The organism is Corynebacterium sp. FDAARGOS 1242 (genome assembly GCF_016889985.1).
In the GTDB taxonomy this organism is placed as follows: domain Bacteria; phylum Actinomycetota; class Actinomycetes; order Mycobacteriales; family Mycobacteriaceae; genus Corynebacterium; species Corynebacterium minutissimum_B.
In genome coordinates this window covers 154,334-181,099 of the sequence record NZ_CP069568.1, presented here as the reverse complement: position 1 = coordinate 181,099, position 26,766 = coordinate 154,334, and the positions used below count along the sequence as shown (strand labels likewise).

Annotated in this window: 25 protein-coding genes, 2 tRNA genes and 2 rRNA genes; 8 read left to right on the top strand and 21 right to left on the bottom strand. The window is 58.2% G+C overall.

Features of this window, described 5'->3' with window-relative positions:
* Positions 1-41: 41 nt before the first annotated feature.
* The 5 genes from nrdI to I6J72_RS00870 all read right to left on the bottom strand — a co-directional run bounded on the left by nrdI (position 42) and on the right by I6J72_RS00870 (position 3,682).
* Positions 42-467, bottom strand: a complete 426-nt coding sequence (gene nrdI / locus I6J72_RS00890; protein WP_204099586.1) for a class Ib ribonucleoside-diphosphate reductase assembly flavoprotein NrdI — start codon at positions 465-467, stop codon at positions 42-44.
* A 9-nt stretch (positions 468-476) separates the two neighbouring features.
* Positions 477-716 carry a glutaredoxin-like protein NrdH gene (gene nrdH, locus I6J72_RS00885; protein ID WP_204099585.1) on the bottom strand — a complete coding sequence of 80 codons (240 nt, stop codon included), beginning with the start codon at positions 714-716 and terminating at the stop codon, positions 477-479.
* Between the two features lie 360 nt (positions 717-1,076).
* Entirely contained in the window at positions 1,077-1,961 is an 885-nt protein-coding gene (locus I6J72_RS00880; protein WP_204099584.1) for a triacylglycerol lipase, read from the bottom strand.
* Between the two features lie 154 nt (positions 1,962-2,115).
* A complete protein-coding gene (ykgO, locus tag I6J72_RS00875; protein ID WP_003847162.1) occupies positions 2,116-2,238 on the bottom strand; it encodes a type B 50S ribosomal protein L36 in 123 nt (40 codons plus the stop codon).
* A gap of 124 nt (positions 2,239-2,362) precedes the next feature.
* Positions 2,363-3,682, bottom strand: a complete 1,320-nt coding sequence (locus I6J72_RS00870; protein WP_115023403.1) for a sugar porter family MFS transporter — start codon at positions 3,680-3,682, stop codon at positions 2,363-2,365.
* 27 nt (positions 3,683-3,709) lie between these two features.
* Between I6J72_RS00870 and nadE the strand changes: the two genes are divergently transcribed.
* Positions 3,710-4,528 carry an ammonia-dependent NAD(+) synthetase gene (gene nadE / locus I6J72_RS00865; protein WP_115023406.1) on the top strand — a complete coding sequence of 273 codons (819 nt, stop codon included), beginning with the start codon at positions 3,710-3,712 and terminating at the stop codon, positions 4,526-4,528.
* A gap of 48 nt (positions 4,529-4,576) precedes the next feature.
* Positions 4,577-5,686, top strand: coding sequence for an HNH endonuclease signature motif containing protein (locus I6J72_RS00860; RefSeq protein ID WP_115023409.1), 1,110 nt, complete (start codon positions 4,577-4,579; stop codon positions 5,684-5,686).
* A gap of 75 nt (positions 5,687-5,761) precedes the next feature.
* On the opposite strand, the gene I6J72_RS00855 is transcribed toward I6J72_RS00860, so the two are convergent.
* From I6J72_RS00855 to pgm, 6 genes are all read right to left on the bottom strand, one after another.
* Positions 5,762-6,484: a fructosamine kinase family protein gene (locus I6J72_RS00855; RefSeq protein WP_181815396.1), complete on the bottom strand. Its 723-nt coding sequence runs from the start codon at positions 6,482-6,484 to the stop codon at positions 5,762-5,764.
* Positions 6,485-6,534: 50 nt separating this feature from the next.
* Positions 6,535-6,607, bottom strand: a tRNA-Ala gene (locus I6J72_RS00850).
* A gap of 22 nt (positions 6,608-6,629) precedes the next feature.
* Positions 6,630-6,702, bottom strand: a tRNA-Ala gene (locus tag I6J72_RS00845).
* Positions 6,703-6,802: 100 nt separating this feature from the next.
* Complete coding sequence (locus I6J72_RS00840) at positions 6,803-7,558, bottom strand: thioredoxin domain-containing protein (RefSeq protein ID WP_204099583.1); 756 nt, start codon at positions 7,556-7,558, stop codon at positions 6,803-6,805.
* A 57-nt stretch (positions 7,559-7,615) separates the two neighbouring features.
* A complete protein-coding gene (locus tag I6J72_RS00835; protein WP_070672989.1) occupies positions 7,616-8,083 on the bottom strand; it encodes a MauE/DoxX family redox-associated membrane protein in 468 nt (155 codons plus the stop codon).
* A gap of 62 nt (positions 8,084-8,145) precedes the next feature.
* Entirely contained in the window at positions 8,146-9,762 is a 1,617-nt protein-coding gene (gene pgm, locus I6J72_RS00830; RefSeq protein ID WP_204099582.1) for a phosphoglucomutase (alpha-D-glucose-1,6-bisphosphate-dependent), read from the bottom strand.
* Between the two features lie 79 nt (positions 9,763-9,841).
* Here pgm and I6J72_RS00825 point away from each other — a divergent pair, with 79 nt between their 5' ends.
* Both I6J72_RS00825 and I6J72_RS00820 read left to right on the top strand, forming a co-directional pair.
* Positions 9,842-10,153: a fluoride efflux transporter family protein gene (locus tag I6J72_RS00825; protein WP_204099581.1), complete on the top strand. Its 312-nt coding sequence runs from the start codon at positions 9,842-9,844 to the stop codon at positions 10,151-10,153.
* Positions 10,150-10,512: a CrcB family protein gene (locus I6J72_RS00820; RefSeq protein WP_204099580.1), complete on the top strand. Its 363-nt coding sequence runs from the start codon at positions 10,150-10,152 to the stop codon at positions 10,510-10,512. The genes I6J72_RS00825 and I6J72_RS00820 overlap by 4 nt, the downstream gene beginning before the upstream one ends.
* Before the next feature lie 20 nt (positions 10,513-10,532).
* Here the strand turns inward: I6J72_RS00820 and I6J72_RS00815 are convergent, their stop codons facing one another.
* Both I6J72_RS00815 and I6J72_RS00810 read right to left on the bottom strand, forming a co-directional pair.
* On the bottom strand, positions 10,533-13,079 hold the full coding sequence (locus I6J72_RS00815) for an ABC transporter permease (RefSeq protein WP_204099579.1): 2,547 nt from the start codon (positions 13,077-13,079) through the stop codon (positions 10,533-10,535).
* A gap of 3 nt (positions 13,080-13,082) precedes the next feature.
* Positions 13,083-13,823, bottom strand: a complete 741-nt coding sequence (locus tag I6J72_RS00810) for an ABC transporter ATP-binding protein (protein ID WP_115023419.1) — start codon at positions 13,821-13,823, stop codon at positions 13,083-13,085.
* Positions 13,824-13,916: 93 nt separating this feature from the next.
* Here I6J72_RS00810 and I6J72_RS00805 point away from each other — a divergent pair, with 93 nt between their 5' ends.
* From I6J72_RS00805 to mgtE, 3 genes are all read left to right on the top strand, one after another.
* Positions 13,917-14,774 carry a phytoene/squalene synthase family protein gene (locus I6J72_RS00805; protein ID WP_115023422.1) on the top strand — a complete coding sequence of 286 codons (858 nt, stop codon included), beginning with the start codon at positions 13,917-13,919 and terminating at the stop codon, positions 14,772-14,774.
* Between the two features lie 4 nt (positions 14,775-14,778).
* Positions 14,779-16,299, top strand: coding sequence for a phytoene desaturase family protein (crtI, locus tag I6J72_RS00800; protein ID WP_204099578.1), 1,521 nt, complete (start codon positions 14,779-14,781; stop codon positions 16,297-16,299).
* Between the two features lie 81 nt (positions 16,300-16,380).
* Positions 16,381-17,745, top strand: a complete 1,365-nt coding sequence (gene mgtE, locus I6J72_RS00795; RefSeq protein WP_070672979.1) for a magnesium transporter — start codon at positions 16,381-16,383, stop codon at positions 17,743-17,745.
* 44 nt (positions 17,746-17,789) lie between these two features.
* On the opposite strand, the gene I6J72_RS00790 is transcribed toward mgtE, so the two are convergent.
* From I6J72_RS00790 to I6J72_RS00765, 6 genes are all read right to left on the bottom strand, one after another.
* Positions 17,790-18,617: a DUF6544 family protein gene (locus tag I6J72_RS00790; protein WP_370552161.1), complete on the bottom strand. Its 828-nt coding sequence runs from the start codon at positions 18,615-18,617 to the stop codon at positions 17,790-17,792.
* A gap of 627 nt (positions 18,618-19,244) precedes the next feature.
* Positions 19,245-19,679, bottom strand: coding sequence for a multidrug efflux SMR transporter (locus I6J72_RS00785; protein ID WP_070672977.1), 435 nt, complete (start codon positions 19,677-19,679; stop codon positions 19,245-19,247).
* 39 nt (positions 19,680-19,718) lie between these two features.
* Positions 19,719-20,039 carry a multidrug efflux SMR transporter gene (locus I6J72_RS00780; protein ID WP_070672975.1) on the bottom strand — a complete coding sequence of 107 codons (321 nt, stop codon included), beginning with the start codon at positions 20,037-20,039 and terminating at the stop codon, positions 19,719-19,721.
* A gap of 36 nt (positions 20,040-20,075) precedes the next feature.
* Positions 20,076-20,558 (bottom strand): nucleoside deaminase, encoded by a 483-nt coding sequence (locus I6J72_RS00775; RefSeq protein ID WP_070672973.1) that lies wholly within the window; start codon positions 20,556-20,558, stop codon positions 20,076-20,078.
* A complete protein-coding gene (locus I6J72_RS00770; protein ID WP_070672971.1) occupies positions 20,555-21,175 on the bottom strand; it encodes a DsbA family protein in 621 nt (206 codons plus the stop codon). The genes I6J72_RS00775 and I6J72_RS00770 overlap by 4 nt, the downstream gene beginning before the upstream one ends.
* A 79-nt stretch (positions 21,176-21,254) precedes the next feature.
* Positions 21,255-21,728, bottom strand: a complete 474-nt coding sequence (locus I6J72_RS00765) for a MarR family winged helix-turn-helix transcriptional regulator (RefSeq protein WP_070672969.1) — start codon at positions 21,726-21,728, stop codon at positions 21,255-21,257.
* A gap of 248 nt (positions 21,729-21,976) precedes the next feature.
* Here I6J72_RS00765 and I6J72_RS00760 point away from each other — a divergent pair.
* Positions 21,977-23,169, top strand: a protein-coding gene (locus tag I6J72_RS00760) for an IS3 family transposase (RefSeq protein ID WP_370552149.1) whose coding sequence is annotated in 2 segments (ribosomal slippage) — positions 21,977-22,259 and positions 22,259-23,169 — 1,194 coding nt in all. Because the reading frame shifts where the segments join, the coding sequence is not laid out codon by codon here.
* Positions 23,170-23,322: 153 nt separating this feature from the next.
* Here I6J72_RS00760 and rrf read toward each other — a convergent pair.
* Positions 23,323-23,440 (bottom strand): 5S ribosomal RNA (gene rrf, locus I6J72_RS00755).
* Positions 23,441-23,573: 133 nt separating this feature from the next.
* Positions 23,574-26,641: ribosomal RNA gene (locus I6J72_RS00750) — 23S ribosomal RNA — on the bottom strand.
* Positions 26,642-26,766 lie beyond the last annotated feature (125 nt).

Here is a 26,766-nt window from a genome sequence, read left to right as displayed (position 1 = left end):
TTGGAGAGACGAAAATCTACAGGGAATACATAGGAGAAGCCCTAGGCCGCAAGGCCTAAGGCTGCAGCGTTGGCCAGCAGGCCTTCGCGGCAAATTGTGACATCTTCCTCGGTACCAAGAAGTTCGAAACGGTACACATAAGGCACCTTACACTTGGCGGCGATGACATCGCCCGCCTTGCCAAAGTCGGTACCGAAATTACTGTTTCCTCCGGCCACGACCGCACGGATAAAGCTGCGGTTGTGTTCGTTATTGAGGAACCGGATGACCTGCTTGGGCACGGGTCGCGTGTTCTGCTTGCTTATCGATGCCCCTCCCCCATACGTCGGACACACCAAGACGTAGGGTTCGTTGACGATGAGCGGATCATCAGTCAGGCGCAGCGGGATGCGGGCGCTAGGAAGGCCGAGCTTCTCAACGAAGCGGTGGGTATTTTCCGTGGCGGAAGAGAAATACACGACCAACATGATGAATTGTTATGCAGTTGCCGCCAAGGAGCTCAGGCCCTTGATGCGGTCAGGACGGAAGCCAGACCAGTGCTCGCCGTTGGCCTCGACGACCGGTGCCTGGACATAGCCCAGGGCCATGACGTAGTCGCGAGCCTCATCGTCCATGGAGATATCCACCATGTCGTACTCAAGACCGGCGCGGTCGAGAGCCTTCTTAGTGGCGTTGCACTGAACACAAGCGGGCTTGGTGTAGAGAGTGATGCTCATATGACGGTTTCCTTTGACGCTGCACACGTAGTGACTAATGAATTCTGCTGAGTGACTTTTAGCTCTGGCTACGCGGTGTAGGGCCGCCGCCTGAGCAACATCAACGACACTATACTTTGTGCCAAAACCCCGCAACTAACACTACATATAGTAGTTACACCAGTGATATTCCCAGGATGTAAGTCCCCCGGACCCCACATATTGACCTCGTGCACCCTGCTTCTTCGCCAACGCCGTAACTACACGCGTGGTATTTCCCGCAAGTTAACCAAACGTTCACCCGTTTTGTGGCAAACACCACAAACGGGCGCGGCCCGCGCCGCGCCCGTTAAGTCTCATTCACGAAGCAGTCAGGAGACCTCAGTCCGTCATACACGTTGACGAGTCCGGCCCCTGCCCCTCTTCGCGGGTCAAACCGAAAAGCACTTGGCTCATCACCGTGGTGTCTCGAGGCAAATCTGGATGTAGCGGCTCTGCCCCACACAGCTCACCGAGGTCGATATTCACCACGTCAGCGCCGCCCACAGCTTCCAGCACAGAGGTCGAGTTGGGGGTCACGGTGACATCAGCAGGCGAGTAAATCGAGGTATACAACGGGCCCGGCGCCGTGTCCGGCAAGGCATTGAGATTCTCCATGAACTCAGACCCCACCACCTGCTGGATACCAGCGCTGCTTGCAAAGAAGCGCGCCAAGTTCGGCATGGCCGCAATCATCTTCGCCAACACCGTCCCCATACCGTCGAGCGTGGTGCCGTGGAAATTGCCGCCTAGTGCCACCGCATGGGAAACATGTTCCGGCGAGCCATACATCTGGGTGTAGGTCTTAATGTGCAACCCGCCCTGCGAGTGCCCCACGAGGTTCACCTTCTCGCTTCCGGTTACTTCCCGTACATAGTCAATCTGTTCTGCGACCTCACGCGCCGACTCGTCGAGGTCGGCGATCCCCTTCGTGCGTGCACTTGCGTTCTGCAGCGTCACATCATAAGCCCCGTAGTCAAACGCCCACACGCACATCCCTCGGTCTTGCAGAACTGGGATGAGTTCGTCCCACGTAGAAGCATTGTCAGATGTTCCATGTATGAGCACAACCGGCTCACGTACCTCACCGCTCGCTACGCAAGAGGGATCATTGATGCCCAGTGACGGGTCAGCCGTACTGACCAAATCAATGTCTACAGCGTGGGCCACCGGTGCCGAGAACCCAACGACGGCAGCACACATCGCCGCCGCGATACGCCTTTTCATACGCTATTTCTTCTTTCTATTGTCCGCTGGGGAGTGTTCTAACCCCACCCGATAATTATATTCATCGGAGCTAATTTGGCGAGGCAGACGGGCATAAAAAAATTCCGCCTCCCCCAAATTAAGTGGAGGAGGCGGAATGAGAATCCCTCGATTCTTAGCCCTGGCGAGCCTTGAAGCGCGGATCCTTCTTGTTGATCACGAAGACCTTACCGTGGCGGCGAATAACCTGGGCGCCCGGCTTCTTCTTCAGCGACCGAAGCGACTTGCGAACCTTCATCGGGCGCTCCTTTCGTTATGCGCAAACTTCATGCGAGTGGTTAGTTCAAAGCATAGCCGGGCGAAGGGCCCAGCAATGACACGAGGAAAAATGTTACCGCACAAGCGCGTCATTACCAAAACACTCACGCTTGAGAGTATTTCGACCGCAATTCCTCGGAGACCTCACCCAGCGTCTTGCCCATCGTTTCCGGTACGAGCGCGCGCGTATAGCCCAGCGCTACCACGCCCAACACCGCAAAGACGCCAAACGCTAGTGAACCGCCAAGCCACTCCACCACCGGCAGGAAGAACTGCGCTACCACCCAGTTGCTCACCCACAGGGCCAAGCCCGCAATGCCCATTCCCAAACCGCGTACCTGCGCCGGCACGATCTCAGAAATAAGGAGCCACGTTGCCGGTGACACCGCCGCTTGTTGGCACGCGATGAACGCCGCCATGCAGGCCAACGACACCATAGCCAGCGGTGTCGAATCCTGCGCGAAGTGGTACACCACTGCAAGCACCACGAGCGATACTACGTTGCCACCCAGCCCAACCATGAGCAGGCGACGCCGCCCCACGCGGTCTACAACGCGCATACCGACCACGCAGGCAATAACCGACACCACGCCGATCACCATGGACGTGTACACCGAGCTTGTCGTCGACAAGCCCACCTGATTCATCATGGTCGGCGCGAAGTACACAATCGCATTAACGCCCGTAATCTGCTGCGTCAGCCCCATGAGCATGGCCAGCCCGACCGCCCAGCGCATCCACCTGTGCGCGGACAGTGCGGCCCATTCGCCTGTGCTTGGCGACGCCCCCTTCTCCTCCCCCGCCCCTACCCGTGCGCGCACAGCGGCCGCGTCATCATGACGGCCCTGCGAGGCCAGCCATACCGGCGTATCAGGCAAGAAGAACATTCCAATGGCCAGCGCGGCACCCGGCACCGCCGCGAGTCCCAGCATCCACTGCCAGCTGCCCGTTGAGGCAAGCGCGGAGTTCACCCCATAAGCCACTAGCTGACCTACCACAATCATGAGCGTGTTCAGTGACACCATCCGCCCACGCACCGCGGCCGGAGTGATTTCTGAGATGTACATCGGCGACACTATGGACACTGCGCCTACTGCTAGCCCCAAGACTGCGCGGGCCGTGGCAAGTTCCGTCGTCGAACCCGCCAATGCGCACCACACCGATCCCGCAAGGAAGATAAGGCCGCCGAGGATAAGCGCGCGACGTCGGCCCATCCTATCCGCAACACGCCCCGCAGCCAGCGCACCCACGGCAGCCCCGACGAGCAGCATTGAGGTCACCAACCCCTCCTGGTGTGCTGACATATCGAACTCTGAGCCCACAAAGAGCAGTGCGCCAGACATGACGCCGGTGTCATAGCCAAAGAGGAGACCCCCCAGCGCTGCCACGCCAGCGATGACCAACACGTAAGAATCTTTGTTCACGAGTGCATATTGTCGCAGGCGGCTACCATGGTCGTCATGTCACACGAATCCACAAACCTCCAGCAGGACATCATAAAAGCCCTGGGTACCAAGCCCTTGATCGATCCAGCGGAGGAGGTTGAGCGCCGCGTCACATTCCTCGCCGACTACCTTCGTACCACCGGCGCGAAAGGCTACGTCCTCGGCATTTCCGGCGGCCAGGATTCCACGCTAGCTGGCCGCTTGGCGCAGCTGGCCGTCGAACGCGTCGAGGGCGCGCATTTCTGGGCGCTTCGCCTCCCCCACGGCGTGCAGGCAGATGAGGAGGATGCCCAGGTAGCGCTCGACTTCATCCAGCCCGATTACCGCCTGACCATCAATATCGCTGAAGCCACAGCTGCCCTCAATAGCGCGGTTGCTACTGCTCTCGAGGCTTCCACACTCGGCGATTTCAACCGCGGCAACCTCAAGGCCCGCCTCCGCATGGCTGCCCAGTACGCGGTGGCCGGGGAGGTCGGCGCCCTGGTAATTGGTAGTGACCATGCCGCCGAAAACGTCACTGCATTCTTCACCAAGTGGGGAGACGGCGCCGCCGATCTCATCCCGTTAGCCGGCCTCAACAAGCGCCAGGGCGCCCAGCTTCTTGAGCACCTCGGTGCACCTGAATCCACGTGGACAAAGATCCCTACTGCGGACCTTGAGGATGATCGCCCGCTGCTTTCGGACGAAGAAGCCCTCGGCGTCACCTATACCCACATTGATGATTACCTCGAAGGCAAGGCCGTGCCTGCCGACGCCCAGGAACGCATCGAAACCCTCTGGCGCCAAGGCGCCCACAAGCGTGTCATGCCTCCCGGCCCTCAATAGCCGCCTTGCGGTTGCGGGGTTGGTGGGCCTGTTTTAGTCTCTGTGGTCATGGGGGTATTAGAAACCTACTTCCACTACCGCAACTCGGGGATCGCGCTAGTGGAACAAGCATCCAGCTCACCCGATGAGCTTCGCGCGCTCGGCGCCGACCCAGCCGATGCCACAGAACTCGCCCACCTTCACCGCACCTACTTCGGGCACACTCGCTTCACCGGCAAACAACGCAAAGCACGTGCCGCCGCGGTCGCACAACAACATAGCCTTAGCATTCTCACCCTGATCGAGTCCTACACCGCACGCGTGAAAAAAGACCTCGATGCCTGGAACCTACGCATCAAGCTTGCCGGCACCCCCGCCCACAAAATCCGCCAGGTTGCCACCAAGCGCTTAAAGGAGCTTCGTGCCAAACGTGTAGCTAAACCCGGAGTCCGCTTCACCTACCGCTCCAAGGGACCTAACTCCATCACCATCACCGACGCCCCGACCGTCATCGCCGATATCCGCGGAACCCTAGAATCCGTTAATAAAACAAACCTGCTTGATGCCGCCCGCACCGTCATTGTCACCGGCGGTATTGGCACCAAACCCGCCGTACATGCCCAAGTCGTTGTCACCCTCAACGAACTCGACCAAATCATCAACGGGGATGGGGAGGAAATCGAACTTAACCTCACCAACGGCGCACGCATGACCGGCGCAGACTTTTTGGCCTACAAGTTTGCCGAGATTGGCTACGCCACCATCATCCACCCCCTTGAAGGCCCGGTGAACTCCTACCGGATTAAGCGGCATGCCAGCTGGAAACAACGCATCAGCCTGGCAGCTGAATTCCAAACCTGCTCTAGGCCCGGCTGCAACAAACCAGCTGATTACTGCGAAGTCCACCACCTCATCCCCTGGCAAGCAGGAGGTTTCACCAACCTCAAAAACCTCACCTTCCTATGCGCCTACCACAACAGCATTAACGACGATGACCCCAAACGCCCCACCGGCAGGGGCTACATGTTCCGGCTGAACACCGGGGTGAGCTACATCCCGCCCTGGGGTGTGCCAATTACCGCCATGCCCGAATACCAAGAAGCCACAACCAGACTCGCTTCTGAGAAAGCAGCACGACAAACAACAGGCCAACCACCCGACCCACCGGGTGCGAGCTGAAGCTTCGCACCCACGCCGAGACGCCGAAACCCGCCAACCACACCACGGTCAGCGGGCACATCGGCGATCCCACACCTAGCTGAGGAGCTCAATCGTGGCTTGTGCCGCCCTGCCTAAAGGTCCGTAATAGGCAGGCCCATGCGTCGTAGCGTGAACCGCCAAGGGGTGCAGCTGGTGCATCGGCACCCACTTTTCGTATTCTGCCGGCACCCCATAACCGCGCAGAATCTCCTCATAATACGGCGTGCCAAAAAGCTCCAGCATGGCTAGGTCTGTCCACGGGTGCCCGCCATGCGCAGCTGGGTCAATCATGACTGCCGAGTCCGCAGTAAAGAGCACGTTGCCCGCCCACAAATCACCATGGATCCGCGCAGGCGCCACATCCCAGGACGCTGATTGAAAGGCATCGGTGGCGCGCTGGGTGACGTCGCGAAGCTCCTGCGGCAGCGTCACCACAAAGGGAAGTACGCGCTGCTGCGCGTAAAACTCTCCCCAACTCGAGCATGGTTCACAGGGCTGCTCCACGCGCCCAATGAAGTTCGCACCTTCCCATCCCTCGGGCGGAGCACCGAAGGCCGAAGCACCTGACTCATGTACCTCGCGAAGCGCCGCACCGAAGGTACGCGCTGCCTGTGCGCTCGGACGCGCCTGCGCTACGCGACGCGTACTAATCGTCGAATCCGTCAGCCCCGCGACCTCAACCACGACGTCCTTACGTGCGGCTGCTAACCAGCGCAGGCCCGCGGCCTCCGCGCCGGCTTGGTCAGGTCGCGCTACTGACTTGGTATAAACATCCATGCACCCCAGCATAGGAAAAGGCCGCCTCCCTTCACGGAGACGGCCAGCGGTGGAGCTAACGGGATTCGAACCCGTGACCCCCACACTGCCAGTGTGGTGCGCTACCAACTGCGCCATAGCCCCAAGGCGGTATTGAATTTTAAAGTGGAGCTAACGGGATTCGAACCCGTGACCCCCACACTGCCAGTGTGGTGCGCTACCAACTGCGCCATAGCCCCTCATACGAGGTACAACCTTCACGGTTGCAACTCGTAACAATATATCGCGCCCCAATTCGCGAACCAAATCGCGAGATGGGGCGCGTTATTTACTCAATCGCTACTTATCCAGGACGAGGTCAACCCATTCCATGATGGACGTGTTCTCATCCTCCGGGATGTCCTTGCCATCCTTGATGATGCGCGGCGAGGACACGCTGCCAGTTTCGGACTCCAGCTTCTCGTAGTTGGCGGCAACGAGCTCGTTGCCTTCGCCCACCTCGGCTTCCTTGATGGCCATGACGGTGTCCTTGTCAGCGCCCAAGGACTTCGCGGCGTCAGCGAAATCAGCCAAATCCCACTTGTTGTAGACCTTGGACTGGTTCTCCATCAGGTACTTACGCAAGTTCCAGTACAGCTTGGCATCACCAGACTTGGCCACCTGTTCCATTGCAGCAGCAGCCTTGGAGGAGTGACCCTTGTTGGTCTTGATGCTCTCAAGGCCGTTCTGGCTTCCGTCCAAGAAGTTCAGGGAGCGAACGTGGACGATGAGCTTGCCCTCGTCGATGGCGTCCTTCATCTGCCCGTCAGTTTCCTTGGCCAAGTCACCACAGTGGGGGCAAGAGTAGTCTTCGTAGAGCTCAACCTCGACAGCGTCCTTCCCAGCCTCAGCGGACTTGAGGGTCACTGCGTTGTCTGCCAGAGACATTTCCATGGTGACGTCTTCTGCAGCGTAGTCCCCCAACGCATCGGTTTGGGCGCTGCGACCTTGGTAGACGATGTAGCCGATAACCACGGCCACGATGACCAGAAGAACAGCGAGGCCCCAGAGGAATCCACTATTACCCTTGGAGTTGGGGTCTTTAACTGTGCTCATTGAACAACCTTGCCTTCATGACATTTCTTCGAACAGATGGAAGCCTACACACCGTAGTTAAGGGTGCAGTGCAAACTTGGTAAACGGACGCTTGATCGTCCACACCATTAAGACAGAATAGAAGACATCACGCAGTAGTGTCATCATGTAGTTCATCACTTGGGCATCCTTGTCCGGGTTGGCCTCGAAGCAACCACAATCAATTCCGAGTCCACGCAGCCATGCTTGCGCAATGCCGATCATGAACAGAATCAGCACTACCTGCCCTACCCACGCCGATTGACGCAAGAAAAGCCCCAGGAGCAGCAGCAATCCGCCGCACACCTCCAATGGACCGATGAGGTAGGACAAGTAGTGCGACCACTCGGGCGTGAAAATCTCATAAGCTTTAATACTCTGCGATACCGCGAGCTGGTCAGAGAACTTCGACAGCCCAGCCTTGATCCAGATGTAGGCCATGTAGAACCGCGCGAATGCACTGATGATGTCGAGCACCAAGGCGGTGCTCACCTTCTTTTTTGCCACGCATCAACCTTAGCAAACCCACTACCAGTACCTTTAATACTTTTCCAGAGGCAAAGGAGTGGCTATGAACCGAGAACCTCAGCGACCAGCGCTTGAGCTTCCGACTGCACCTGCTTGAGGTGCTCCTCACCGCGGAAGCTCTCGGCATAAATCTTGTACTTATCCTCGGTACCGGACGGGCGGGCGGCAAACCACGCGTTCTCCGTGGTCACCTTGAGGCCGCCAATGGCCGCACCGTTGCCGGGGGCTTCGGTGAGCTTGGCGACGATCTCTTCACCCGCCAACTCCGTTGCGGTGACCTGCTCCGGAGAGAGTTTCTTCAAAATCGCCTTCTGCTCACGGTTGGCCGGGGCATCGGTACGCGCATAAGCCGGCGCACCGTATTCTTCCGCCAGCTCCGCATAGCGCTGGGACGGGGTCTTGCCGGTCACTGCCAGGATCTCCGCCGCCAGCAGGTCCAGGATGATGCCGTCCTTGTCCGTCGACCACACCGTTCCGTCGAAGCGCAAGAAGGAGGCACCGGCGGATTCCTCGCCACCGAAGCCCAGTGAGCCGTCGACAAGCCCCGGCACAAACCACTTGAAGCCCACCGGAACCTCCACGAGTTCACGGTTCAGGCTGGCTACCACGCGGTCGATCATGGAGGAGGACACCAAGGTCTTGCCCACCCCGGCGTTACCCCACTCCGGGCGGTGGCTAAACAGGTACTCGATGGCCACGGCCAAGTAGTGGTTCGGGTTCATCAAGCCCGCATCCGGGGTAACAATGCCGTGGCGGTCAGCGTCGGCATCATTACCGGTAGCCAGGTCATACTTCGCGCGGTTCTCAACCAACGAAGCCATAGCGTCCGGCGAGGAGCAGTCCATGCGGATCTTGCCATCAGTATCCAGCGTCATGAAACGGAAGGTGCCATCCACCTCCGGGTTCACCACGGTCATGTTGAGCCCGTAGTGCTCAGCGATGGCCGCCCAGTAGTCCACCGAGGCACCACCCATGGGGTCCGCACCGATGCGTACGCCGGCATCCTTAATCGCCTGCATATCCACCACGTTGGCCAGGTCCGCGACATAGGTGTCCACATAATTGTGTTTCACACAGCGCTCATCTAGAACACCGTCGACCGGCACGCGCTTCACGCCCTCAAGCCCGGCGCGCAGGTAGTCATTAGCCTTCGCCGCAATCCAATCGGTGGCCTCCGTATCCGCTGGGCCGCCGGTGGGCGGGTTGTACTTGAAACCACCATCGCGCGGCGGGTTGTGAGACGGGGTAATAACAATGCCATCGGTGCCTGGGTTGGTCAGGATGGCGTGGGAGACAGCTGGCGTTGGGGTGTAGCGACCCCGATCATCCACGCGAACCTCCAGCTCATTCGCAAGGAGGACCTCGAGGGCAGAGACCATGGCGGGCTCGGACAAAGCGTGAGTATCGCGGCCGATAAAGATGGCACCGCTCGTGCCCTGCGTGGCGCGGTAGTCCACGATGGCCTGGGTGATAGCCAGGATGTGGGCCTCGTTAAACGCGGTATCCAAAGCGGAACCGCGGTGACCGGACGTGCCAAAGGCAACCTGCTGGTCAGGATTGTCAGCATCGGGGGTTCGGGTGTAGTAGGCGGTGACCAGTTCCGCGATGTCGATGAGATCGGAAGGCTGGGCTGGGTGGCCAGCGCGCTCGTGTGCCATGAGGTCCTCCTTGAGACGTGGATGTACCTTTAGCTTGCCTGCTTCGCGGAGGTTTCGCATCCCAATTAGGATGGGTGCCATGCCACAGACCATTCTTGTGGGCTGCGGGGCGGCGCTCGGGGCGCTTACCCGTTTCGTCCTCTCCACTCTCCTTGGCGGCGGCGCGCTGCCGCTACTCCTCATCAACATCGTGGGCAGCGCTGTCATGGGGTATGCCAAGCCACCGGCCTTCTGGGGTACGGGCTTTCTCGGTGGCTTCACCAGTTTCGCCACGTTTGCTTATCTCACCTCCAGCTTCGGCCCAGCACAGGCAGGCGCCTACGTTCTGGCCACCGTGGTGGGGTGTACAGGGGCGTATGTGCTTGGCGACGTCTCCCGGAGGCCCGCATGATCATCATCTCCGCCCTCGCCGTGCTTGTTGGCGGGTTTGTGGGAGGCTGCGCACGTTTCACATTTACCCGCATTTTGCCTTCCCCCACCTGCACATTCGCGGCAAATATCACCGGAGCGGCGCTCGCCGGCGTGGCCTATGGTTATGCCGCTCATACGCACGCCCCGGAGTACTTTCTCCCACTTCTTGCTGCAGGTTTAGCGGGTGGCTTATCAACGTGGTCCACGATGGCTAAGGAACTCGGAGAAATGATAAAGGCCAAGCGCTGGTGGCGCTTGGCGCGTTATCTCTTCTGGACTATAGGCATCGGCATCGTGGTGGCCTGGCGCGGAGCTTGGGTAGGCTCCCTGCTTGCCTAAGTCTCTCCTAGGCCAACAGGTTAGTCGGCGATGGCGTCCAGCGGAGGCGTCTTCGCTGCGCGCTGTGCCGGCCAGATGGCGGCGAGTACGCCCACAATGCCGGAGCCAACCAGCATGATGATGAGCATCAGCCACGGCACGGTGAGGGAGTCGAGGCCGTCGTCGGCAAGCACGGAGATGAACGCCCAGCCCAAGCCGAGGCCGAGGATCATGCCCATGATGGCGCCGAACAAGGCAATCTGGACCGATTCCACCGTGATCATCGTGCGAATCTGGCGGCGCTGAGTACCCACGGCGCGCAACATGCCGATCTCCTGGCGGCGCTCAATGACGCCCAACGTCAATGTGTTCACGATACCCAGGATGGCGATAATGACCGCCAGCGCCAACAGCGCGTAGAGGATGGTGAGCATCTGGTCGATCATGCCGGCTGCCTCGCCGGCGAATTCGGCGCCGGTGCGCACCTGCACCACGACGAGGTCCTTGACGGATTCCTCCAGGTTGGTTCGCAGCTCCTCCGTGTCGACGCCTTCTGCCGCGTTGACGGCGACCATCATGATGTCAAGGCTCGAGGGGTCTACGACTTCGGTCGCCGCAGACTCAGAGAGTGCCAGCCGCGGCAGCATCTGGAAAGGCTCATAGGTACCAATGAGGGTGACCTCGGAGGTATGGGTTGGATCTGGGCCGGCGAGCTCGTAGGACTGGCCGACCTGCCAGCCTTGTTCCTCCGCCAGCGACGTATCCGCGATGAAGCCCTTCTCATCGCCCAGCTTGAGGGAACCTTCCGCGACGGTGAGGTTGAGGATGTCGTCGGCGTTGCCACCGATAACCTGGCTGATGGCCATCTGCGGGCCATAGTTCATCGAGGCCTGGCCATCCACCATGATAGGTGCGGAACTCAATGCCACGACCTGGCCCGCGCCTTCAGCATTCCGGGCGAGATCAGCGGTCTCATTCGGCGTGGGGAAATTGCCCGTCGTTGGCCCGGCAAGCAAGAAATCAGCGCGAACATCCTCGTCGATGGCATCAGATACCGAAGCCTTCATCGTCGCGCCCAGCATGCCGATGGCGGTCACCAAAGCAACGCCGAGCATCAAGGCAAAGGCAGTGGCGGCGGTGCGACGCGGGTTGCGCGCGGAGTTCGTGGCGGCCAGCTTGCCCACCGCGCCGAAGGGCGCGCCCACCACGCGACCAATCGAGGGCACGATCGGCAGCGAGATCGCAGGTCCAGCGAGGAAGAAACCAACGATGAGGTTCAGAGCACCGAGGCCGACGAGAGAGGCGCGGATGCCTGTGGAGACGTCGAGAAGCACGCCCAAGACCGCAAAGATAATGCCAGCGATGAGTAGCAACGCGCCCAGAACCGTACGCACGAGGAGGGAGGAACCAGCGGCGGACTCGGTCGTGCGCATAGCTTCAACGGGTTTAACGGCACCCGCACGGCGCGCCGGCGCCCACGCCGAAATAACGGTGACGACCGTTCCCAGGATGATCGGCACGACAACGGCGCTCACGCTCAGACCCAGACCGCCACCCATTGGCATGTCCTGCGCGGAGAAGACCGCCTTGATGGCCGCGACGAGGCCCACGCCGGCCACCACGCCCACTGCGGAGCCCACGAGGCCCACGATGATGGCTTCAGTCACGACAGAACGCGTGATCTGGCCGCGGGAAGCACCCAGAGCGCGAAGCAGCGCAAACTCTTTGGTCCGCTGAGCGACGATCATGGAGAACGTATTCGCGATGATGAACGTACCCACGAGCAGCGCAATGAGGCCGAAGGCGATGAGGAAGTAGTTGACAAACTTCAGCGCAGAGGAAATCTGGTCGGAAATTTCCTTGGCCAGTTCTTCGCCGGCCTCAGCATCGACGTCGAAAGTCTCGTTGAGGTGATCCACGAGCTCCTCAGCGCTGACCCCGTCAGCTGCGGCGACCTTGAGCTGGGATGAGTCGCCGTAGCGTTCGGTGAATCCCGCGTGGTCCATCAGCAGGGTCAGGCTCGCGCCTTGGTCCACGGCAGGCTTGACGACGCCCACCACTTTCACCTCATCACGCTGGTCCGGGTGGACCACGACGAGAGTATCGCCCACGTGAATGCCGAACTTCTCGGCGGCGGAGTCATTGATGAGAACTTCAGCGGTGCCGTGGGGTTCGGAGCCGTCGACAAGCTCAGCGGGCTCGCCGACCGACTGATCAGCCGGATAGTAGGGCTCAACGCTGGCGGTGCCGCCGCCGGTCTGGAAGGCCTCGGACTTCTCGTTAGCCGCTACGACGGTCTGGCTGCTTTGAATGTTGACCGCGCGCACGTCGGGATCATTGGCGATGTCCTCCCGCATCTTCTGATCGAGTGCGGGGCCGTCTTCCTTCTGGCTTACCGCTGCGTCCACGCCAGTGAAGGCAGTGTCAACGGCAGAGTCGAAGGTATTCGACAGCGCGTTGGTGAACATGAAGGAGCCGGAAATAAACGCGGTACCCAGCACCACGGCTAGGAGCGTGAGGGCAAGGCGCAGTTTGTGCGCGAGAATATTGCGCACGGATACCCTGCGCATGGTGTTCTTCGTGGCCATGCTTTAGCCCTCGATTTCTGCCATCACAGCGTGGATGGACTCCATAGTCGGGTTGTGCAGCTCGTTGACGAGGCGGCCATCGGCAAGAAAGACCACTCGGTCGGCGTAGGACGCCGCCTTAGCGTCGTGGGTGACGATGACAACGGTCTGCTCATCCTGGTCCACAGCGGTGCGCAAAATATCGAGCACCTCGGCAGAGGAATTGGAGTCCAGGTTGCCGGTGGGCTCATCACCGAAGATGATTTCCGGGCGCGAGACAAGCGCGCGGGCGCAGGCCACGCGCTGCTGCTGGCCGCCGGAGAGCTCTGCTGGGCGGTGGCTCAAGCGCTGGGCAAGGCCCAGGCGTGTGGTGATTTCATCGAACCATGCCTGATCCACCTTCTTGCCCGCGATATCAGTGGGCAGGGTGATGTTCTCCGCCGCGGTGAGCGTCGGCACGAGGTTGAAGGACTGGAAGATGAAACCCAGACGGTCACGGCGCAAGGCGGTGACGTCCTTATCGCTGAGTTGGGACATGTCAGTATCACCGATAAAGGCAGAGCCGGAAGTAGCGGAGTCTAGGCCCGCCATGGTGTGCATGAGCGTGGACTTGCCAGAACCAGAAGGGCCCATGATGGCGGTGAAGGCGTTGCGCGCAAACTCAACGTTGACGTGGTCCAACGCGGTGACTGCGGTATCTCCCTGGCCGTATTGCTTGAACAGGTCGACGGCGCGGGCCGCAGCAGTCATCGTTGGGGTGGTCATGGACGTGTTCTCCTTATAGATGGGGAAAGTAACGTCACTACCCTATCTTACCGTGGGTTAAATGTGTGACGCGTGTGGTCTAAAATATGGGATATGTGCGGATCTCTTTTGGCTTTGGAACGCTATGACCGCAGCGCCGAAGCTGCCGCGGCGCAGGTGATGAGGCACTATTCCACCAGCTTCTCCCTCGCTACTAGGTTGCTTAATCCGCAGGTGAGAGTAGACATCCGCAATCTTTATGCCATGGTGCGCACTGCAGATGAAATCGTCGATGCGGGGCTCGACCCCCAGGTTGCCGCCCCGCTTCTCGACGCCTACGAGGCCACCGTCCGCGCCGCACCTTCCCAGCGTTTTCACACCGACCCGGTAGTACACGCTTATGCGCTCTCGGCACGCCGCTGCGGCTTTAGGGATGAACACGTGGCACAGTTCTTTTCCTCGATGCGCTCCGACCTGACACGCACTGTCCACACCGCAGAGTCTTTTAAGACTTACGTTCGAGGCTCTGCCGAAGTCATTGGGCTGCTGTGTCTGGATGCTTTTTATGCAGGTGCGCCCCGGCCCGACGGCGTCGAGGAAGGCGCTGTGCGCCTGGGTGCGGCATTTCAGAAGATTAATTTTTTGCGGGATTTGCACGAGGATTCCAGCGAGCTGGGCCGTGCTTACTTTCCCACGCTGCGGGAACCGGACAAGCTCGATGAGGAGACGAAGGCCGCAATCGTTGCGGACATCCGCGAGGACCTAGCTCATGCGCGCACCGCCACGGGACTGCTTCCCCTGAGCTCGCGAGTAGGGGTAGCCGCAGCGACGGCCCTCTTTACGGAGCTCACGGATCTCCTCGAGTCCACTCCTGCGCACGACATCATGTCTACTCGCGTCAGCGTTCCAGCAGCGCGGAAAGCTGTCCTTGTTAGCCGCGCCGCAGCACTCGCGGTAAGGAATAAAGGTTAAAAACATGACCAAACATGTCGTTGTGATCGGCGCTGGTATTGCAGGTCTAGCCACCGCGGCCTTGCTATTGAAGGAAGGTATGCGTGTCACGGTCGTCGACAAGCAGCGCGGCGTCGGTGGACGTGCGGGAAGCCTGAACGTGGATGGTTTCCGCTTCGATACCGGCCCTTCGTGGTACCTCATGCCGGAGGCCTTCGATGAGTTTTTCCGCGCCTGCGGCACCAGTACTGAGCGCGAACTGGACCTAGTTGACCTCTCCCCGGCGTACCGCGTCTACAACGAGGACGGCGAGTTTCTTGACGTGGAAACAGGCGTAGACGAGGTAGCCCGTCTCTTTGACTCCCTTGAGCCGGGCGCTGGCGCCAAGGTGCGCGCGTATCTCGCGCGAGCTTCCGAAGTGTATACCGTTGCCTTGCGCAACTTTCTCTACACCACGTTCTCCCGCCCCACGCAGCTTCTCAGCAAAGATGTGATCACGCGGCTGGGCACGCTCGCGCTGCTGCTGACGCGCTCGCTCGATGCCCTGGTGGCCGCCCAGTTTAAGGACTACCGGCTGCGACAGATTCTGACCTACCCGGCGGTGTTCCTGTCCACGGAGCCGAAGGCGGCACCGGCGCTGTACTCTTTGATGAGCCATACGGATTTAGTGGAAGGTGTGCGCTATCCGCAGGGTGGGTTCGCTGCCGTTGTCGACGCCATCGCGCGGCAGGCAGCCGACGCCACCTTCGAGCTAGGCACAGCGGTGGTAGCGATCAACCATGCGCACGGGCGCGCGACAGGCGTCACGCTGGACGACGGCCGCACAATCCCCGCCGACGCCGTTGTCTCCGCCGCGGACCTACGCCACACGGAAACTGCTCTGCTTCCGAAGGAACTGCAGACCTATCCGGAACGCTACTTTGCCCGCCGCGACCCTGGTCTGGGCACGGTCTTAGTCTTTCTTGGCGTGAAAGGTTCTCTCCCGCAGCTAGCGCACCATACGCTTCTGTTCAGCAGCGACTGGACGCCCGACTTCAAAGCCGTCTACCACGGCCCCGCGACAACGCGACCGCTGGGAGCCTCGGAGTCGATCTATGTGTCGAAGACCTCCGCCACCGATTCCTCGGTGGCTCCGGACGGCTATGAGAACCTCTTTATCCTCGTTCCCGTCCCGGCGGACGAATCCTATGGCCATGGCGATGCCTATGGTGCTGAAGAATCTTCCCGCGTAAATGCCATTGCTAACGCTGCCGTGGCGCAACTGGGGTCCTGGTTGGGGATTAAGGATCTTGAGGGGAGAGTCGTCGTCAAGCGCACGCTCGGCCCCGGCGACTTTGCCGAGCAGTACAATTCCTGGTCCGGTGGCGCCGTGGGACCTGCCCATACGCTGCGCCAGTCCGCGTTTTTCCGCGGCCAGAACCAGTCGCGCACGCTGAGCAATCTCTATTACGTCGGCGGCACCACTGTCCCAGGCGTGGGCGTGCCGATGTGCCTCATTTCGGCACACAATGTTCTCACTCGCATGAAGGAACAAGCTTTTTATTAGCCACCGCCCTAGAGGTGAGCTCTCGCGTAGTCTTAAATGGCTGGAGACCATTGATAAAGCAAGAAGGGCAGGGATGGAGCCATGGCGGAGACTACTGAGCAGGCTAGCGATATCGTCGAGGCATGGCTTAAGCAAGAGGATGCCATCGATCCTCAGAAGGCCCCACAACTGCAGGAACTCCTAGCCAAGGTTCCGCGCAAGGAGCTCATTTCCATAGTGGAGCGCCAGAATGCGCTGCGCGCGGCACTGGCTCTTCGCTTACTTCCGCGCGAAAAATCCATCGCTGTCTTCGATGCACTGGATGCCAAACACCAGGCGGACATTATTGATGAGCTGGGCAACGCCGATGTCTACGAGTTCTTCGATGAACTTGAACCGGAAGACCGCGTGGCACTCTTGGATGAGCTCCCGGCAGAGATTGCCGACCGTCTCCTGCGTTCGCTGACCCAAACCCAACGCGATGTCACTGGGGTGATTCTGGGCTATCCCAAGCGCTCTGTGGGCCGCCGCATGTCCCCTGAGGTTCCCGATATTCACCCCGATATGAGCGTCGACGAGGCGTTGGACACGCTGCGAGCGCAGTCGGATGAACTAGAGACCATTTACACGGTGCCGGTAACACGCCCCGACCGCCGGTTGGTGGGAGTAGTGAGCCTGCGGGAAATTTTCACGGCGGAATCCGGGGTGCAGATCGCTTCCATCATGCAGGAACCTCTCTTTGCTTATGCCAGCGCCGATGCCGAGGAAACCGTCCGATGGTTCCTACCGTTGGATATGCTGGCGCTTCCCATTGTGGATGATTCGCACCGTCTGGTGGGTCTGCTGACCTTCGATGACGCCACTGACATCGTCGAGGAAGCCGACAGCGAGGACTCAGCACGTGCTGGTGGTACGGAAGCGCTGCAGCAGCCCTACTTGTCCACTCCCCTTCTCAAGCTCGTGCGTTCCCGCATTGTCTGGCTGCTTGTTTTGGCAGTGTCCGCACTGCTCACGGTCCAAGTACTCGATTCCTTTGAGGACACGCTCTCTAAGGCAGTTGTCCTGTCCTTGTTTATCCCGCTGCTGACCGGAACCGGTGGAAACACTGGCAATCAAGCAGCGACCACGGTCACCCGTGCCTTAGCCCTCGGTGATGTCCGCACGCGGGACATTCTTTCTGTGCTGTGGAGTGAGCTACGCGTCGGAATGCTCTTGGGTGCGGTGCTTGGGCTGGCGGGGCTCGGTCTTGCCACGGTGGTGTACGGCGCTGATATCGGCATTGTTATCGGATCAACGCTGTTTTTAATTTGCTCCATCTCTGCGACTGTTGGTGGACTCATGCCCATCGTGGCCAAGACTATTGGGGCCGATCCGGCGGTATTTTCCAATCCGTTTATTTCGACCTTCTGCGACGCCACGGGCCTGATTATCTATTTCCTCATCGCTAAGACCGTATTGGGAATCTAAGCCTGCCTTATGCTTGGTCGTGATGTCTACTGCGCCATGCCGACTTAGCCGAATGTCGCCCTGCTAATAGAACCATCAAAGTAGACGAGATCCTGCTCAGGGTAGTTCCACACTGCTTGGAACGTGCGCGGCAAACGAATGCCGTGGGCATCGGGTAGGTAGTCGGCACACCTCGCTGTCCAATCCACTTGGGTCATCGTGCCGTCTTCACCAGCGACTGCCCTATCGTGCGTCCTAAACTCCACCATTTCATAGGCTTCATTGAAGGTGAACACGCCACTTACCGTGATGCCCTCGTAAGTAAAGGTCGCTTCGACTTCCCGTTCAGAAAGCTCGGTGAACTCGATGTCGTTTCGCAACAGGCTCTGCGGAATAAACAGCGACTCCGCGAGATACGTCACGAGTGCTGCTTTATCCATCTCAGGACCGCGTTCATCAAACAGCGTAACTGCCTTGCCGATGACGCCTTTCATCCCGCCCTTACCGTCAGCGAAATAGTCATATCCCTGAAAAGGTACCCCCGCCACTGCACTTTCTACCAAGGCCAGCCTGCGCGGCTCGGCAGCGAAGTTGTACTGGTCATAATCGATTATCAGCTTCCGCCCATCCTTGCCTTGGCGGAAGTCAACGTCCGCAAACTCTAGATGAACCCACGAATACTTTGGCGTACCGATATAACCATTGCGCTGAATGTAGTTTTGGATCGCGGCTGGGAAAGCGGCGAAATCTTCCTCAACAAACACATCAGCAGAATCTGTATAAGCTGCTGCTTGGGCCCGTTCCACGTCCCGCGAAAACTCAGACCTCAGCGGTGAATACGGGACAGCGAACCACACTGCTACTGCCCCGACAAATACGGCGATTATAACCACTACAGTCAAGGCAACAGTTTGAGAACGACGTATCCGCATCGCACGCTCCTGGTTAGACGAAAGGGCCTTCCATAACTAAGACTAAAGCGGCGGGAAAGGAAACAACGTGGGATCGACGAAAGTGAGATGGGCATAACCTGATTCCTGCCTCATGGGGGTGGCATTCTTTCTATGTGTCCAGACGTGGAAGTCCAGACCTGCTGGTGGTGGTGTGCTGGGGCTGTTGGGTGGGTGTAACACGCCCTGGGTGTGACGCCTTTTAGGTCTGGGCTTATACGGGTTAAGGGACATTTCGTGTGGATAAATCGATACGGATTCCCGGAGCAGCCTGGGATAATGCCGTGATCTTGATTTTGAATCGGTTCCAACAGCCCGATCGATGAAATCAACACCGGATAGTCCTAGGTCTGTGGTAGGAGGACTGTTGTTGGTGCGGTAAGGCCAATTCGGGCCTGACCCCCGGAAAGTAGACACGTCGGGGGTTAGGTCTTCGTTCACACCGTCATAGACGTCCATTTCCCATGTCGTCACCGTCGACCGCAGACCAGGTGTAGAAAGCGGCGACCCTGCTGCCATCTGCCGGGGCGGTTTGAACCACGGAGCGGGCGAGGGTAGGCCGACGGGTTGTTATTGGTGCTGTTCCGAGGCCACGGCGGTCCGGGTATCACTCTTTTTCGCCTCGAGTTTCGGGCTGTCGGCGAGTTTGAGCCAGATGACACCACCGATGATGACAGTCAGCCAGAATCCCTTCACGAGGGTGAGGGTCTCATCAAAGAATACGGGGCCCAGCAGGGCGGCGCCGACGGCGCCGATTCCGGCCCAAACGGCGTAGCCGATACCCACGTCGATCTTCTTCAGAGCCACGCTGAGGAAGAACAGAGTACAGAGGAAGAAAACGATCGCTATGAGGGACCACGTGAGGTTGGTGAAGCCTTCGCTGCCGTTGACGCTTAGAGCGTATCCAACTTCAAATCCTCCGGCGAGTAGTAGAGCCAGCCAGGGGTTGGCGTTTTTCTCGGTGGTTTCTGGGGCGGCAGTGCCGCGGGTCGCATTGGTGGACATGACTGCAGTCCTTTCTGAAGATGGGGCGAGGGGGAGTTGTTAGACAGTGCCGGCGAGGTTGAGCCCGACGACGCCAGTGATGACGATGCCGATACCCAGCAGCTTCTTCCACGTCAGCTTCTGAGAGAGGAATAGCGCGCCGAGGATGACAATTCCGACGCCGGACAGAGAGGTCCACAGCGCATAGCCGACACCGACGTCGAAGGTCAGCAGGGCCAGGCTGAGGAAGAAGGTGCCGATTCCGCCGCTGACGAGGGTGGCAACGCTCCACCAAAAGTTGGTGAAGCCTTGTGCTTTTCCGGCGGAGATGCCTACTGCGACTTCGAAGATGACAGCGATTCCGAGGTAGAGCCAACTCATGGTAAGTGTCCTTTCAAGGGTGTGCAGGAGCGCTGATCAGCGTCCACGTTTGTTTTGTGTCTGGAGGTATCGGGAGAACGGCTCATTGCCGCGCTCGACGGGCAGATCATGGAAGACGGCAGACCGGAGTTCATCGGTGATGCCCAGCGAGGGATAACTGGTGCGATAGTCGAATCCCCATTTGGCGACGGCATCACGGTCGACGGCCACGTAGACGGCTTCGATGCCGTGGTCGAGAGCAAAGCGATAACACAGCCCGCAAGGTTCGCCGGTGGCGAGCAATATGGTTCCGGATAGATCCTCCCGGTCGTTGAGGACTTCACGCATGGCGACGATCTCCGCGTGAGCACTTGGATCGCGAGTCTCCCGGACTCGGTTGACTCCGAAATTCGAGATGATGCCCGAGTCGTCGACGACTACACCGACGAAGGGCAACCCCCCGGCCTCAACGTGCTCCACACACCTTTCCACGGCCTGGTCCATGACCTCGACGAGGGCCTCCGGGGCAGTCGTGTTCATGGGCGAGCCTCGCGGGGGGCAGTGTTGATGGTCAGGTCGTCGACGGTCTTCTTTAGCCGTGTAGCGCTGGGGACTCCGGACAGAAGATAACCGTCGACCATGAAGCCCGGCACAGAGGTGATGCCGACGGTGTTGACTGCATAGTCCTGGCCGGCTTGCTGCCTGGCTCGTCGGTCCTCGCTATGCAGAGCGGCTTCAACCTCGCCCGCGTCAAGACCTACGGAAGTGGCGACGTTAACGATCACGTCGTCATCGCCGATGTTCCTGTCATCCTGGAAGAACGCTTTGAACATTGCCTCGGAGTACGCGTCGGCTTTACCGCGCTCTTGGGCCAGCTGGAGTACCATGAACGCCTTCTCGGTGCGTGGCTGCGGAGAGATCGTCGGGAGGCTGATTGACACGTTCAGGCGCTCGGCCATCGGGTAAACCGCGTCCTTCCAGATCCGCGGTAGATAGTCATCTTCTGGCCGCAGAGTAGGAACAGGGTGAGGGCGTAGCTCGAAGGGGCGAATGGTTACCTCGACGTCACGGTCTCGCTTAAGCTCGTCGATTGCTCCCTCCACGAGGAAGCAGAACGGGCAGACGTAGTCGATAAAAACATCAATTTTCGTGGTCATGGATCAGGCCTTTCGATTCAGAGCGTGTATGTACATACATATATAGGTGTGTGGGTCGACCCCGGAAACGCTGGGCCCCTTAGGAGATGAGCTTGCTGATTGTCCGGAATGACTGGTCGAGATCAACCAGGTTCAGCTGCGGGTAATTTTTGGCCGCATCACTGAGAAGCTCGCAGATCTTCGTTTCGTATGGCTCGTGGATTTCTGTCACGACCTTGAGACCGGCGTCGGTAATAACTGCAAAGACCCCTCGCCCATCATCTGGGCAGGTGTCCCGGAATGCCAGCCCCTTGGCCTCCATTCGTTCGACCAGTCGGGTTACCGAGCTCTGAGTAAGGCCGACCCGGTTCGCAAGCTCGGTGATCCGCAGCTCCCGATCGGATGTCCGGCTCAGATGGAGCACGGCTCGGTACTCAGTAAGGCCGATATTGTAGTTGTCAAGCAGCCACTTACCTAGTGTGGTGTCGACCGCAGCGACAATCGCTGCGACCTGCGCCCACGACGCACTGAGAGTGCGGGCGGGAATGGCCTCAGTCGTTGCTGCCTGGGACATGATTGCTCCTTCGTGTTCGACTTAGAAGGGGACTCTCTTGGGTGTCAGGTGTCGGCTTGGATATTACGTTTTGCCTCGCCCGTGCTACGGACACACCTTCGCGTTACACATGGTGATTGATCTGTACTCGCGTGCCATCGTCGGGTTCGTCGTCGCAGAACGAGAAAACAGCCAACGGACCTGACCCCTGTTTGGTAGACACCTGATATCCAGCCCTGTTGGGTTGGGAAGAAAGGTAATCTACCACCATGCCTAGGTACTCCGAACAGTTCAAACGTGATGCTGTGGCCCTCTACGAAAACAATGAGGACCTCTCACTTCACGCGGCTTCAGCAGAGCTTGGAGTCAATCGTTCCTCACTTTATTCCTGGCTTAAGCAGTACGGCACCGGCAAGCGTGCCCGCACGAAGACCGTGCGCGACAAGGCGAAGGCGACGACTGATTCTGAGCGAATCCGCCAGCTAGAAAAAGAAAACGCAAAGCTGCGCGAAGAACGCGACATCCTGCGCAAGGCCGCGAAGTATTTTGCCGAAGAGACACGCTGGTAATCCGCTTCCAGTTTGTCTATGACCACCGAACCGAGTACTCGGTCAAGCGGATGTGCCACGTGTTAAAGCTCAATCGCTCCTCGTTCTACAAATGGGTGCAAACCCGCGAAAAACGCAGGTTAAAGATATGTTCCGATGCTCTTATTGGTGCACGAATCAAGACCATCTTCGATGATGAGCACGGGCTTTATGGTGCTAAACGCATCGCTGCAAGCCTCAACGACGATACGGACTTTCCTCCGATCAATCACAAGAAGGTCGCACGCATCATGAAATCCATGGGCCTGAAAGGCTTTACTAAACGGCGTCGGTGCATCACCACCAGGCGCAAGCCTGGCCACCGCGTCATGCCAGATTTAGTAGGCCGTAAATTCACCGCTGATAAGCCGAACCAGGTCTATGTAGGCGATATCACCTACCTGCCGTGTAAGGGCGGCAAGAACATGTACCTAGCCACGGTCATTGACGCCTACTCGCGCAAGCTCGTTGGTCATGCGATAGCTGATCACATGCGGGTATCGCTGGTTATCGAAGCTTTGTCCCATGCCAGCAAGGTTCGCGGAAGCCTTAAAGGGGCAATTTTCCATTCTGATCATGGCAGTGTGTACACCTCACAAGCCTTTAGGGACCACTGCGCCCAGCTTGGTGTACGCCAATCCATGGGCGCGGTGGGTACAAGTGCTGATAATGCCCTGGCAGAATCCTTTAATGCCGCCTTAAAGCGTGAAGTTCTGCGTGATCGAAAAGTCTTTGACAATCCAATCATCTGCCGCCAAGAAGTCTTTCGATGGTGCATGCGCTACAACACGCGCAGACGGCACTCCTGGTGCAACCTTCTAGCCCCCGATGACTTCGAAGCACTCACATCAGCTACACTGACCCAAGCAGCATAGCTAACCCCCGACGTGTCTACCTTCCGGGGGTCAGGCCCCCCACCTGGTGGTCGGTACTTACAGGCTAGGTGCGAAAACGAGAAAGAGACCGTTGGAACTGGTGGTGTTTCAACGGTCTCTTCTGTGTTTATTGAGTTGTTTGTTGTTGTTTGGTGTCGGCGGTTTCTTACTCTCCCACAACCTCCCGGTTGCAGTACCATCAGCGTTAGCAGGCTTAGCTTCCGGGTTCGGAATGGGTCCGGGCGTTTCCCTGCTGCTATAGGCCACCGACAAACACTTAGAGCATACTCTGGTTGCTGGTGTTGTGTCAGATACTGTGTAGTGGACGCGAGCAACAGTGACGTGATTGTTTGTCTTTGTTGTGTTTGTGTTGATTCTCCAAACCCTGTTTGTTTTTGGGTTTGGTGTGTTTGTTTTGGTCTATTAGTACCAGTAGCCTTCACACCTTGCGGTGCTTCCAGGTCTGGCCTATCAACCCCATCGTCTGTAGGGGACCTCAAATGAAACCTCATCTTAAAACAGGCTTCCCGCTTAGATGCTTTCAGCGGTTATCCCTTCCGTACGTAGCCAACCAGCGATGCTCCTGGCGGAACAACTGGCACACTAGAGGTACGTCCGTCCCGGTCCTCTCGTACTAGGGACAGCCTTCTTCAAGTTTCAACGCGCGCGGCGGATAGAGACCGAACTGTCTCACGACGTTCTGAACCCAGCTCGCGTGCCGCTTTAATGGGCGAACAGCCCAACCCTTGGGACCTACTCCAGCCCCAGGATGCGACGAGCCGACATCGAGGTGCCAAACCATCCCGTCGATATGGACTCTTGGGGAAGATCAGCCTGTTATCCCCGGGGTACCTTTTATCCGTTGAGCGACACCACATCCACAAGTAGGTGCCGGATCACTAGTCCCGACTTTCGTCCCTGTTCGACATGTCTGTCTCACAGTCAAGCTCCCTTGTGCACTTACACTCGATACCTGATTGCCAACCAGGCTGAGGGAACCTTTGGGCGCCTCCGTTACATTTTGGGAGGCAACCGCCCCAGTTAAACTACCCACCAGGCACTGTCCCCAACCCAGATCATGGGCCAAGGTTAGATATCCAATCCGATCAGAGTGGTATTTCAACAACGACTCCACACGTGCTGGCGCACGCATTTCAAAGTCTCCCACCTATCCTACACAAACCGAACCGAACACCAATACCAAGCTATAGTGAAGGTCCCGGGGTCTTTTCGTCCTGCCGCGCGTAACGAGCATCTTTACTCGTAGTGCAATTTCACCGGGCCTGTGGTTGAGACAGCAGAGAAGTCGTTACGCCATTCGTGCAGGTCGGAACTTACCCGACAAGGAATTTCGCTACCTTAGGATGGTTATAGTTACCACCGCCGTTTACTGGGGCTTAAATTCTCAGCTTCGCAGCCAAAAGACTACTAACCGGTCCTCTTAACCTTCCAGCACCGGGCAGGCGTCAGTCCATATACATCAACTTCACGTCTTCGCATGGACCTGTGTTTTTGATAAACAGTCGCTTCCCTCTATTCTCTGCGACCCCACAACCCACCACCAACGCAAGGTTGGCTTAAGTCGTGTGGTCCCCCTTCTTCCGAAGTTACGGGGGCATTTTGCCGAGTTCCTTAACCACAGTTCACCCGAACGCCTTAGTATTTTCAACCTGACCACCTGTGTCGGTTTAGGGTACGGGCCATACATCCACATCGCTAGAGGCTTTTCTCGACAGTACTAGATCACCAACTTCACCCCAATTGGGCTACGCATCACGCCTCAGGTTCTACGGTGTGCGGATTTGCCTACACACCACCTCACACGCTTACACCAACAATCCACTAAGCGGCATGGCTACTACACTGTGTCACCCCATTGCTTGAACCACACTTCAGGCCCCACGACATCAACAACCAACGCACTCAAAGAGTGCATCAATTATTTCCGCGGTGGTTAGTATCAGTGCTTTATCATGGGCGCGGATATACGGGTACCAGAATATCAACTGGTTGTCCATCGACTACGCCTGTCGGCCTCGCCTTAGGTCCCGACTCACCCTGGGAAGACGAACTTGACCCAGGAACCCTTAGTCATCCGGCGGGAAGGATTCTCACCTTCCAATTCGTTACTCATGCCTGCATTCTCACTCGCACACACTCCACGCCTCCTTACGGTAACGCTTCCACACGTGCACGACGCTCCCCTACCCAATACAAAGTATTGCCGCGGCTTCGGCGGTGTGCTTGAGCCCCACTACATTGTCGGCGCAGGACCACTCGACCAGTGAGCTATTACGCACTCTTTCAAGGATGGCTGCTTCTAAGCCAACCTCCTGGCTGTCTTCGCGATCCCACATCCTTTTCCACTTAGCACACCCTTAGGGGCCTTAACCGGCGATCTGGGCTGTTTCCCTCTCGACTATGAAGCTTATCCCCCACAGTCTCACTGCCGCACAACACAATTGATGGCATTCGGAGTTTGGCTGACATTGCTAAGATTGTAGTCCCGCTCAACCAACCAGTAGCTCTACCTCCACCAAGCTCATGCGACGCTGCACCTAAATGCATTTCGGGGAGAACCAGCTATCACGGAGTTTGATTGGCCTTTCACCCCTACCCACAGCTCATCCCCGCAGTTTTCAACCTACGTGGGTTCGCGCCTCCACAACCTCTTACAATTGCTTCACACTGGCCATGGGTAGATCACCCCGCTTCGGGTCCAGGACATGCCACTAAACACCACATTAGGATTCGGTTTCCCTACGGCTACCCCACACGGGTTAACCTCGCGACATGCCGCTGACTCGCAGGCTCATTCTTCAAAAGGCACGCCATCACACACACGGTGCTCTGACGGATTGTAAGCACATGGTTTCAGGAACTATTTCACTCCCCTCCCGGGGTACTTTTCACCATTCCCTCACGGTACTAAATACACTATCGGTCACACTAAGTATTTAGGCTTACCGGGTGGTCCCGGCAGATTCACAGCAGATTCCACGAGCCCGCTGCTACTCGGGCAACCCAACAACCCATGCATTGAAGCCTTCAACTACGGGACTATCACCCTCTACGGTCGGCGTTTCCACACCACTTCACCTAACAACAACACACAAGCAAACCAGTGGTAGCTGGCTAACATCAGGGCCCACAACACCGCACACACAACCCCTACCAAGTATCACATGCACACGGTTTAGCCTCATCCACGTTCGTTCGCCACTACTAGCAGAATCATATTTTATTTTCTCCTCCTACGGGTACTGAGATGTTTCACTTCCCCGCGTAAACCCCCACAACAGCTATGAATTCACTGAAGGGTAACACCCCATAACAGGTGCCAGGTTTCCCCATTCGGACATCCTCGGATCAACGCTTTATTGACAACTCCCCGAGGCTTAACGCAGCCTTACACGTCCTTCATCGGCTCAGCATGCCAAGGCATCCACCATGCGCCCTAAATAACGAACACACAACCAACACACAACACAACAAACGCTGCCCGCATGCTGGCGTGAACTACACAAAACACAAAAGAACAGAAATCACACAAACCACACACCCACACCACCACCCGAAAGCAGCAGCATAAAAAGC